General features: G+C 31.0%; 10 protein-coding genes and 1 tRNA gene. 6 read left to right on the top strand and 5 right to left on the bottom strand.

Features of this window, described 5'->3' with window-relative positions:
* The first annotated feature begins 72 nt into the window (after window positions 1-72).
* Together B4H69_RS10760 and lysA are read left to right on the top strand one after the other, a co-directional pair.
* A complete protein-coding gene (locus tag B4H69_RS10760; protein ID WP_180906036.1) occupies window positions 73-1,206 on the top strand; it encodes an MBL fold metallo-hydrolase in 1,134 nt (377 codons plus the stop codon).
* 162 nt (window positions 1,207-1,368) lie between these two features.
* Window positions 1,369-2,580 carry a diaminopimelate decarboxylase gene (gene lysA / locus B4H69_RS10765; protein ID WP_180906035.1) on the top strand — a complete coding sequence of 404 codons (1,212 nt, stop codon included), beginning with the start codon at window positions 1,369-1,371 and terminating at the stop codon, window positions 2,578-2,580.
* A 61-nt stretch (window positions 2,581-2,641) separates the two neighbouring features.
* On the opposite strand, the gene B4H69_RS10770 is transcribed toward lysA, so the two are convergent.
* The gene (locus B4H69_RS10770; protein ID WP_180906034.1) at window positions 2,642-2,980 is read right to left on the bottom strand and encodes a hypothetical protein; all 339 of its coding nucleotides are present in this window, start codon (window positions 2,978-2,980) and stop codon (window positions 2,642-2,644) included.
* A 253-nt stretch (window positions 2,981-3,233) separates the two neighbouring features.
* Here B4H69_RS10770 and B4H69_RS10775 point away from each other — a divergent pair, with 253 nt between their 5' ends.
* Window positions 3,234-3,614 carry a hypothetical protein gene (locus B4H69_RS10775; RefSeq protein ID WP_180906033.1) on the top strand — a complete coding sequence of 127 codons (381 nt, stop codon included), beginning with the start codon at window positions 3,234-3,236 and terminating at the stop codon, window positions 3,612-3,614.
* Here B4H69_RS10775 and B4H69_RS10780 read toward each other — a convergent pair.
* From B4H69_RS10780 to B4H69_RS10795, 4 genes are all read right to left on the bottom strand, one after another.
* Complete coding sequence (locus tag B4H69_RS10780) at window positions 3,601-4,296, bottom strand: potassium channel family protein (RefSeq protein WP_135836030.1); 696 nt, start codon at window positions 4,294-4,296, stop codon at window positions 3,601-3,603. The two genes, B4H69_RS10775 and B4H69_RS10780, sit on opposite strands and share 14 nt — an antisense overlap.
* Before the next feature lie 9 nt (window positions 4,297-4,305).
* The gene (locus B4H69_RS10785; RefSeq protein WP_291093928.1) at window positions 4,306-5,778 is read right to left on the bottom strand and encodes a TrkH family potassium uptake protein; all 1,473 of its coding nucleotides are present in this window, start codon (window positions 5,776-5,778) and stop codon (window positions 4,306-4,308) included.
* 353 nt (window positions 5,779-6,131) lie between these two features.
* Entirely contained in the window at window positions 6,132-7,307 is a 1,176-nt protein-coding gene (locus B4H69_RS10790; RefSeq protein WP_291093931.1) for an MFS transporter, read from the bottom strand.
* Window positions 7,308-7,348: 41 nt separating this feature from the next.
* On the bottom strand, window positions 7,349-7,612 hold the full coding sequence (locus B4H69_RS10795; protein ID WP_349679664.1) for a GNAT family N-acetyltransferase: 264 nt from the start codon (window positions 7,610-7,612) through the stop codon (window positions 7,349-7,351).
* 335 nt (window positions 7,613-7,947) lie between these two features.
* Between B4H69_RS10795 and B4H69_RS10800 the strand changes: the two genes are divergently transcribed.
* From B4H69_RS10800 to B4H69_RS10810, 3 genes are all read left to right on the top strand, one after another.
* Window positions 7,948-8,032: transfer RNA gene (locus tag B4H69_RS10800), tRNA-Ser, on the top strand.
* 179 nt (window positions 8,033-8,211) lie between these two features.
* On the top strand, window positions 8,212-9,771 hold the full coding sequence (locus B4H69_RS10805; RefSeq protein ID WP_180906029.1) for a type I restriction-modification system subunit M: 1,560 nt from the start codon (window positions 8,212-8,214) through the stop codon (window positions 9,769-9,771).
* A gap of 46 nt (window positions 9,772-9,817) precedes the next feature.
* Window positions 9,818-10,398 (top strand): restriction endonuclease subunit S (locus tag B4H69_RS10810; protein ID WP_291093936.1); only part of this gene is annotated, 581 nt, incomplete at its 3' end.

The raw sequence follows: 10,398 nt of genomic DNA on the forward strand, positions 1-10,398 counted from the left end.
TACAAATGTTACAGTTTACTTAAGATATATTATTTCAAAAGCAATCCAAGAATTTTATACATTTGATCATTAATGAAAAAAATCAATAAACGAAAAGTTTTTAAACGAATGCTTTACTTCCTATTAAGTTTGATTGTAATTCTTGTAATTGCAACTTTCGCTATTCTACAAATGGATACTTTTGGTGCTGATGCAACTGGAAAACGATTGGAACGAATGAAACAATCGAAGTTGTATAAAAATGGACAATTTCAAAATATTCATCACACACCTGCATTTGCAGAAGGTTTTGATACCAAAAAAGTGATGTGGGATTTTTTCTTTGGTGCGAAAAATCCAAAACTCAATCCGAAAGATTCTATTCCGCATATTCAGACGGATATCAAATCTATTGATAAATCTGAAAATGTATTTATTTGGTTGGGACATTCGTCTTATTATATTCAATTGGATGGTGTTAATTTCCTAATCGATCCTGTTTTTAGTGATTACGGTTCGCCTTTACCAATTTTCAATAAAGCATTTAAAGGAGCAAATACGTATCACGCAAAAGATTTCCCAAAGATTGATTATTTGGTTATTTCACACGATCATTACGATCACTTGGATTATGAAACAGTGAAAGAATTACGTCCAAAAGTGGAGAAAGTGATTCTTCCGCTTGGAGTTGGCGCACATTTCGAGAAGTGGAATTATCTACCAGAACAATTAATCGAAGAAGAATGGAACACAAGCGTTTCATTAAAAAATAACTTAAAAATTACTTTTACACCAGCTCGTCATTTTTCTGGTAGAAAATTTAAACGAAATACAACACTTTGGACTTCTTATGTATTGGAAACACCTACGCAAAAAATATTTTTAGGTGGTGATAGCGGTTATGATACGCATTTCAAAGAAATTGGAGAAAAATATGGTCCGTTTGATTTTGCGATTCTAGAAAATGGACAATACAACGATGCTTGGAAATACATTCATGCTTTACCAACAGATTTACCTGCGATCATTACCGATTTAAAAGCTAAACATATTATTCCTGTACATGCTGCAAAATTTGCTTTGGCAAAACATGCTTGGGACGAACCTTTGGAAAAAATTATAGAGAATGGTAAGCAAAATAAGCTCGATATTTTGACGCCTATGATTGGTGAACCACTAAATTTGAACGATTCTGTCTTTCACTTCAAAGAATGGTGGAGGGATTAAAACATTTATTACCGAATAATATTCGAAATATTTTTTAAATCTTTAAACAATATTCGAAATTATTGATTTATAATAAGTTTATTCTGAATTATCTTCAGAAAACCATTTGTATTCCGTAATTTTGGCAACTGAAATTTAACTTTAAACAAAAAAATAAACAAAATGGAACTGAATAGAGAACGTCTATTGGAATTGGTGCAAAAATATGGTGCGCCCTTGTATGTATATGATGCGAACAAAATTAGATCGCAATATGAAAAGATGACAAATGCATTTTCTACAGTCAAACGTTTAAAGTTAAATTATGCATGTAAGGCGAACACAAATCTTAATCTTTTAAAGTATTTCAAATCACTTGGTTCAGGATTGGATACGGTTTCTATTCAAGAAGTAGAATTGGGATTAATGGCGGGTTTCAAGCCTAAAGAAATCATTTATACGCCAAATGGTGTTTCGTATGCTGAAATTAAAAAAGCAATTGATTTAGGTGTTCGCATCAATATCGATAACCTTTCTGTTTTAGAAACATTTGGTCAAGATTTTCCTAAATATCCAGTTTGTGTGCGTATTAATCCACATATTATGGCAGGTGGAAATGCAAATATTTCGGTTGGACATATTGATTCAAAATTCGGAATTTCTATTCACCAATTACCACATATCAAACGTGTTGTAGAAAATACAGGTTTACATTTGGATGGTGTTCACATGCATACAGGTTCTGATATTTTAGATATTGATGTTTTCTTACAAGGAGCTGAAATTTTATTTGAAGTTGCAGCAGAATTCAAGAATTTATCTTACATCGATTTTGGATCAGGATTTAAAGTTCCTTACTATCCAGGCGCAGACGAAACAGATATTGAATATTTAGGAGAGCGTTTATCAGCTCGTTTCAATGAGTTCGAAAAAGCGTACGGAAAACCTTTGACATTAATGTTCGAGCCAGGAAAATATATGGTTTCTGAAGCAGGATCTTTCTTAGCAACTGTAAATGTTGTGAAACAAACAACTTCTACTGTTTTTGCAGGAATTGATACAGGTTTCAACCATTTAATTCGTCCAATGTTTTATAGTGCTCATCACGAAATTGAAAATATTTCAAATCCAGAAGGTCGTAGCCGTTATTACACAGTTGTGGGATATATTTGTGAAACAGATACGTTTGGATCGAATCGTAAAATAAATGAAATTAGCGAAGGAGATGTGTTGTGTTTCCACAATGCAGGAGCATATTGTTTCTCGATGGCTTCGAATTACAATTCGCGTTTCAAACCTGCGGAAGTCTTGTTAATTGACGACAAAGATTATTTAATTCGTCGTCGCGAAACAATTCAAGATTTAATCGCAACAACAGAGGATATAAAATTCTAAGCTCAGAATTTTTATATATTTTTATAGTATTTTAAAGCTCAATTCAAGGATTGGGCTTTTTTTATTTACCTAATTTCAGTGGTTTACTAAAAAACAATTCGTGTACAGTACTTCTAAATAAGTTTTGTCCGTATGTTTTTGAATCATCATATTCGTAAGAAATTCTTTCTACAACAGGTTTTAAAGGAGAAATACTTGTTGGCTGATTAATATAATTCTTCACATTATCCAAGATTAATTCATTATTCTTTTCAAGCGATAAATCTTGCGAATACTTAAAATCAAAATAACCAGATTGTTGAGCAAAATTCATCAACAATTTATTTTTAAGATTATCATTCTGAGCAACTTCTTGCGCAAAAAGAGCAATTGGAAAAAGAAAGAATAAAAGTATTTTCATTATCAATCATTTACTGTTTTAAAGTTATGAAAATATTTTAAAGATTCAATCTATCCAATTTTAAAAACTTTACAATGACATTCATCTTATGCAATTCGAGATGAATTAAATACTTTTGTCACAAAGTTAGCATATGAAAGAAAAAAAAGATAAACGAAGTGCCTCTCAAAAATTAATAGACGATGCTTTCTTCCTATTTTTGATGATTCTTGGGGCTTTTTGTGTGTTAATAATACTTGTTGTTGTCTAAAAAATGAAATTGTTTGATACTTATTTTAGTTTTTATATTCTGAGTTGGATTTTTATCAAACTTACCCGAATTTATTCCATAGAAATTGAGTATCTCAACCATTATTTAACTGATATTTTTGCGGTACCTGCTATGACGCACTTAGGAAGTTATATCATTTCGAAAATTAAATACAACAATCAAGTTTATGTTTATCCAACAAGTTATTTGGTAATTACTGCTTTTGTTTTGAGTCTTTTATTAGAATTTATTATGCCAAAATTTTCTTCGAATTATACAGCAGATATATTAGATGTTGTCTGTTATTTTATGGGAATTATTTTTTACTTAAAATTCCATAAACCACATGTATTAGAGTTTAAGAATAAGATTATTGAATATTAAATTTCTTTAAGAATTTATAAATTTCTTGATTTGCTCCATAGATTACCAATACATCATCTTTTGTAATTACTGTATTTGATGTAGGAAAACCTTGTACTTCTGGAACAATTTTATATTGACCTAAAAAACTAGCTTCTTCTTTGTTTTTAATAATTGTCATTACCAAAATATTATGTTGCTTTTTGAATTGGATTTCATCAAATGTTTTTCCAACCAATTCATTTGGTGTTACAACCTCTATAATGCTAAACTCTTTGTTTAATTCAAAAGAATCTACAACTCCTTTCACATTTAGTTTTTTTGTCCAACGTTCTGCAGATTCAGCTTCGGGTCGAATAATTTCTGTAACTCCAATTGCTTGCAAAACATTTTCGTGTAAAGAATTGATAGAACGACTAATCAAACGTTTTACATTTTTATTTTTAAAAATAGCAGTAGCCATAATATTGGCACCTTCATTTTCCCCAATACTTACAATTACAATATCTGTATTATTTAGTGGTAATTTATTAATTGATAATTCATCTGTTGCATCTAAACAAATGGTATAGGATAACTTATCTTTCAAAGCTTCAACACGTTGAATATTATTGTCAACACCGATAATTTCGTGACCAAGCTTTACCATTTTCTTACCAAGCGCCGCGCCGAAATTTCCTAAACCTATAATTATTATTTTCATAATTTTCTTTTAAATTAAAATATCATCTGATGGATAACGATAATTAGATGAAACAGTTTTCTTAAAAAAAGCCATCAAAATTGTAATCATTGAAACACGACCAATAAACATCATTGTAATGACAACAATTTTACTTGGATCTGATAATGTAGGTGTTAAATTTAATGATAAACCAACAGTAGAATAAGCTGAAAAAGCTTCGAATGCAACATCAATAAGATGTAAATGATTATCAAATTTTGTTATTAAAAATATTCCTATTCCAATGACTAAAAAAGATAAGGTCATTGTAGCAAAAGCTTTTTGTACATTGATAGGGCTTAATTCTCTTTTGTAAATTTCGATTTTATTTTTTCCGCGTGCAATATTAATAAAATTAAGAATTGCAATAGCAAAAGTACTCGTTTTGATTCCACCTCCTGTCGAAGCTGGCGAAGCTCCAATCCACATCAATAAAATAACCAAAAGGATAGATGAGAATTGTAAATGAGAAAAATCGATATTATTAAAACCTGCTGTACGAGGCGTCATTGCGACAAATAAAGCCGAAATAAATTTACCAAAACCATGATGTTGACCTAATGTAGAATAATATTCTTCGAAGAATAAAATGATCGTAGAAATAATTAATATGACTAATGAAGTTATTAAATTTAATTTAGAACTTAAGGAAAACACCCAATTCTTACGATTATTCTTGTTGTGAATAATTTTTGAGATTAATTTTCGAATTAAATAATCCACATAACGCAAAATATTAATCAAGATAGGAAAACCTATTCCTCCTAAGAATATCAATGTGATTAGAACTGACTGAAAACCATAATTGTGTACAAATCCTTTGTTCATCAAACCGTTGGGCAAAGTCGAAAAACCAGCGTTACAAAAAGCCGAAACCGAATGAAAAATACTGAAAAATAATTTGTCTACAATACTAATATTATATGGTGCAATCGAAATATAAATTAAAGCCGCACCTACTAATTCGATTCCAAAAGTTAAATAAATAATCTTTTTTACAAACGAAAAAACTTCACTCAAAGAGTCATTATTCGCAATACTTCCCAAGGCAATTTGATTCTCATAAGAGCTATTTCCTTTGAAAAAATAAGCAATATATCCGGCAAAAGTCAAAATTCCTAAACCTCCTGCCTGAATGAGTAACATCAAAATAAAATGACCAACTGGCGTGTACGTGACATAGGTATCAACAGACGTTAAACCCGTTACACAAACGGCGCTTGTAGACGTGAACAATGCATCTAGAAAAGAAATTGGATGATAAGTTGCTTTTGGTAACATCAATAAACACGCTCCGCCAAAAACTAAAATGAAAAAACTGAAAATAAATAGTTGCGGCGGCGTAATAACTGATCGCTTGAATGTAAAATTAGGCGTAGCAATTTCTCTTACTAATTTTAAAACAATAGCAAATTGCAAATATTTGCTGACAAAAAACCAACTATAATCGGTTATTTGCATTTTAATGCAATAAAGAATAAATAGTATACTTACTATATCAAAAATGATGACTCGCGGAATAATTTTTTCTTTAAAATAAACATATTTAAGTATTGTTCTTAAAATTCCGACAGATAGTAGAATGATAAAAAAAATGTTTATATAAAGTTTATACTCAACAGGAAATCCAAATCCAAACATTACCAATAATGCTATAATAGCTAATGTGTACGATATTGAAAGGATTACGTTAAAAAACTTATTGTTTACTAAAATTCGAAACATATTTGTTTCATAATAATTAAAAAGGCAAATTTATAATTATGTATACTTCTTACAAGTTAATCATTACTTTTTTTTTGAAAAGCTATAAATTAGTTATTAATGTTTTTAAAGATTTTCATTCTACCAACCATAAAAACCATAATCAATCCAAAGCAAGCAAATAACGCATAAGAATATCTCAAATCAAAAGCTTCAGCAATATAACCAATCAGTGGTGGTCCCATTAAAAATCCTAAAAAAGAGATACTCGAAACCATTGCCAATGCAACACCTGGATTTACATTTTTGTTTTTTCCTGCTACACTATAAACCGTTGGCACATTACACGCAACGCCCAATCCAACCATCATAAATGCAATTGTACACACAATAAATTGAGGAAAAAATACCGAAAGCATCAAACCAGAAAACATCAAAATTCCACTAATTTGCATCACGCGTTGTTTACCATATTTACTGATAAAATAATCACCAACAAAACGTCCTGTCGCCATCATCACCATAAACGATGCATAACCAACGACAACCAAATTCTGCGGCGCTTTTACAATATCTTGAAAATAAACACCACTCCAATCGAACATCGCACCTTCTGTTGCCATGCTCAAAAAACCAATAATTCCCAATTGAACCAAAACTGTATCTGGTTTAGAAAAAATAGATTTCTTTTCCTTTGTTGGAGCTGGCGTAGAATCGACTAAATATTTTTTATTAATGAACCAACTCAAAATGATTAAGCCATAAATAATCACAAAATGATAGAATGTATTCACATGCAAATTCATCATCAATAATCCAATCAAAGCACCTGTAAAACCAGCTATACTCCACGCACCATGAAAAGATGACATAATTGATTTACCGTATATTTTTTCCACTTCAACCCCTTGCGTATTCACCGAAATATTGCACATATTTCCGATTACTCCAAAGAAAAATAATACAGCTCCCAATTGATAAAAGTTCTGAGCTAAACCAATACAACAAAGAATGAAAGGATAAATTAAAACAACAATTCGCAAGACATTTTTACTTCCAAATTTTGCTACTAATTTTCCTGAAAGTGCCATTGTACATAATTGGCCAATCGGCATTAATAGCAACAAAGTTCCTAATTGTCCTTCTGAAATTCCTAAATCTGATTTGATTGTCGGAATAAGACTTGCCCATGAAGAAAAGGCTAAACCTTGCGAAAAAAAGAAAAGCGAAACAGCTAAACGAATGCGATTTTTTTGAGTTGATGATAATTCTGTTGATGAATGCATGGCTAAAAAATGATTTGCAAAGTTAAGTTACTCTCCCGAAATTATAAACTCAAATGCAAAATAGGATAAGCTTTTCCTTCACTATCTTTTTCAGAACGAGAAATAAACTTAAAACATTGACTCAGATAAAAATCAATCGCTTGCTGATTTTGTTCATTCACATCGACAGATTTTACATTCAATTCTTGAATAGAAAAATCCAACAACACCTTCCCTACTCCTTTTCGTCGAAAATCATTGTGAATAAATAACATTTCAAGATTTTGTGTTGCAACACCTACAAATCCTACCAATTTATTCTCAATCTCGTAACCAAATAAAGTAACATGCGGAAAATAATTTGGTAAATTTTCTTTATAATATTCGAAATCTTCTTGTGCTAAAAAATCGTGTGTGTTTAGTACTCAACTTTCCTAAACTCTCTCAATCTCGGAAAAACTACTTCTTCAATTCTTCTAATCATAACTAAAATTAATTACAACAAAGATATAAATGACTCTTTTCAAAAAAAAGAATAAAAAATATTCTATTGAGAATCATTTTGTTAAAAATTATTTTAAAAATAATTGTTTTTAGAGTTTGGAAAAACGAAAAAGCGTTCTATATTTGCACTCGCAATACCGCAATAGACTGCGTTATTGGAGAGTTGGCAGAGTGGTCGAATGCGGCAGTCTTGAAAACTGTTGAGGGTCACACCTCCGGGGGTTCGAATCCCTCACTCTCCGCAAAGACAAATGGTACCTTTGGAAGACAAAGAGTACCATTTTTTATTACTTATTATTTGTTTTTCTTCATTTTATTATATTTTTTCTTTATTTTAAATATTTTTAATTTCTTTTATTGTTTCTTATTTTAGCGGTTACTTTTTGAGACTATAAATCCTCAATCATAAATTTCATTTAAAATGTCAGAAGAACAAAAGAAAATATTAGAGCAACAGCTTTGGAATATTGCGAATACGCTACGTGGTAAAATGAATGCTGATGAATTCCGAGATTATATTTTGGGATTTATTTTTTACAAATATTTGGCAGAAAAAATGGAGATTTATGCCAATTCTATTTTAGAAGAAGACAAAATTAAGTTCATAGATATTAATGAAAATACATCTGAAGGTCAAGCATACATCGATGCAGTAAGAGAAGAAGCTTTAGAAACTTTAGGTTATTTTCTAAAACCTTCTGAACTTTTTAGTGAAATTGCGCGACGAGGAAATAGTGATACAGATACATTTATTCTTGAAGATTTACAAAAAATCTTGACAAATATCCAATTAAGTACTATGGGTACTCAAAGTGAAGAAGACTTTGATAACTTGTTTGAAGATATGGATCTCAACAGTACCAAATTGGGTAAAACTGCCGAGGCAAGAAATGAAATCATCGTAAAAGTTTTGGTTCATTTAGATGAAATTGATTTTAAACTAAATGATACAGAATTAGATGTCTTAGGTGATGCGTACGAATATTTGATTGGTCAGTTTGCGAGTGGTGCAGGAAAAAAAGCAGGTGAATTTTATACACCACAAGAGGTTTCCAAGATACTTGCAAAAATTGTGACTACAGGTAAAAATCGTCTAAAATCGGTTTATGATCCTACTTGTGGTTCAGGGTCTTTGTTGTTGCGTGTAGCCAAAGAAGTGAAAGATGTCAATAATTTCTTCGGACAAGAAATGAATCGCACAACTTACAATCTTGCTCGAATGAATATGATTTTGCACGGAGTTCATTATCTTAAATTTGATATTAAACAGGAAGACACTCTTGAAAATCCTCAACATTTAAACGATATGCCTTTTGAGGCTATTGTAGCAAATCCTCCATTCTCGGCAAATTGGAGTGCGAATCCTTTATTTTTAAATGATGATCGTTTTAGCCAATATGGAAAATTAGCTCCTGCAAGTAAAGCTGATTTTGCATTTGTACAACACATGATTTATCATTTGGCAGAAAATGGAACGATGGCGATTGTATTGCCACATGGCGTTTTGTTTCGTGGTGCGGCTGAATTGCATATTCGAAAATATCTGATCGAACAGAAAAATTATTTGGATACCGTTATTGGTTTGCCTGCCAATATTTTTTACGGAACGAGTATTCCGACTTGTATTCTGGTTTTCAAAAAGTGTAAGGAGGATCCAGATCACATTTTGTTTATTGATGCGAGCAAAGATTTTGAAAAAGTGAAAAACCAAAATATGCTTCGTGATGAGCATATTGATAAAATTGTAGAAACCTATCGCAACCGAACTTCTATTGAGAAATACAGTCATTTAGCTACTTTGCAAGAAGTAGCCGAGAATGATTATAATCTTAATATTCCTCGTTATGTGGATACTTTTGAAGAGGAAGAGGAAATTGATATTCACGCAGTAATGCAAGAAATCAAATCTTTGGAAGCTAAACGAGCGGAGTTGGATCAAGAAATTGATGTGTATTTCAAAGAATTAGGACTTGTTTTTTAATTTTTTTATCCTTAATGTTTTTACTAACGAAAATTAAATTATCGAGATGACAAATAAAAAATTAAAAGTAGATAATGTTCCAAATTTGAGATTTCCGGGGTTTACTGACGAATGGAAAACGAGGAAATTGGGGGAAGTAGCAATTGTTTCCTCAGGTGGAACTCCAAATAGATCTACCTCTTCCTACTGGAATGGCAACATTCCTTGGGTTTCTACGAGTTTAATTGATTTCAACTTTATCGAGAAAGTAGACGAATATATAACAGAAGAAGGGCTTACTAATTCATCAGCAAAACTATTTCCAAAAGGTACTTTACTGATAGCCATGTATGGTCAAGGAAAAACGAGAGGTAAAGTTGCAATATTAAATATTGAAGCGACAACAAATCAAGCTTGTGGGGCAATAACAACAAATAATGACGTTCTCAATCCCCTTTTTGCTTTTCAAAATCTCACAAAAAGATATGATGAGATAAGAGATTTAAGTAATCAAGGAGGCCAAGAAAATTTAAGTGCTGGTATTATTAAAGGAATTAAAATTAATTTCCCGGAAGTTCAAGAACAACAAAAAATAGTTTCTTTTATTGATCTTATTGACGAAAGAATCTCAACCCAAAACAAAATAAT

This window comes from Empedobacter sp. UBA6745, assembly GCF_002453775.1.
GTDB lineage: Bacteria > Bacteroidota > Bacteroidia > Flavobacteriales > Weeksellaceae > Empedobacter > Empedobacter falsenii_C.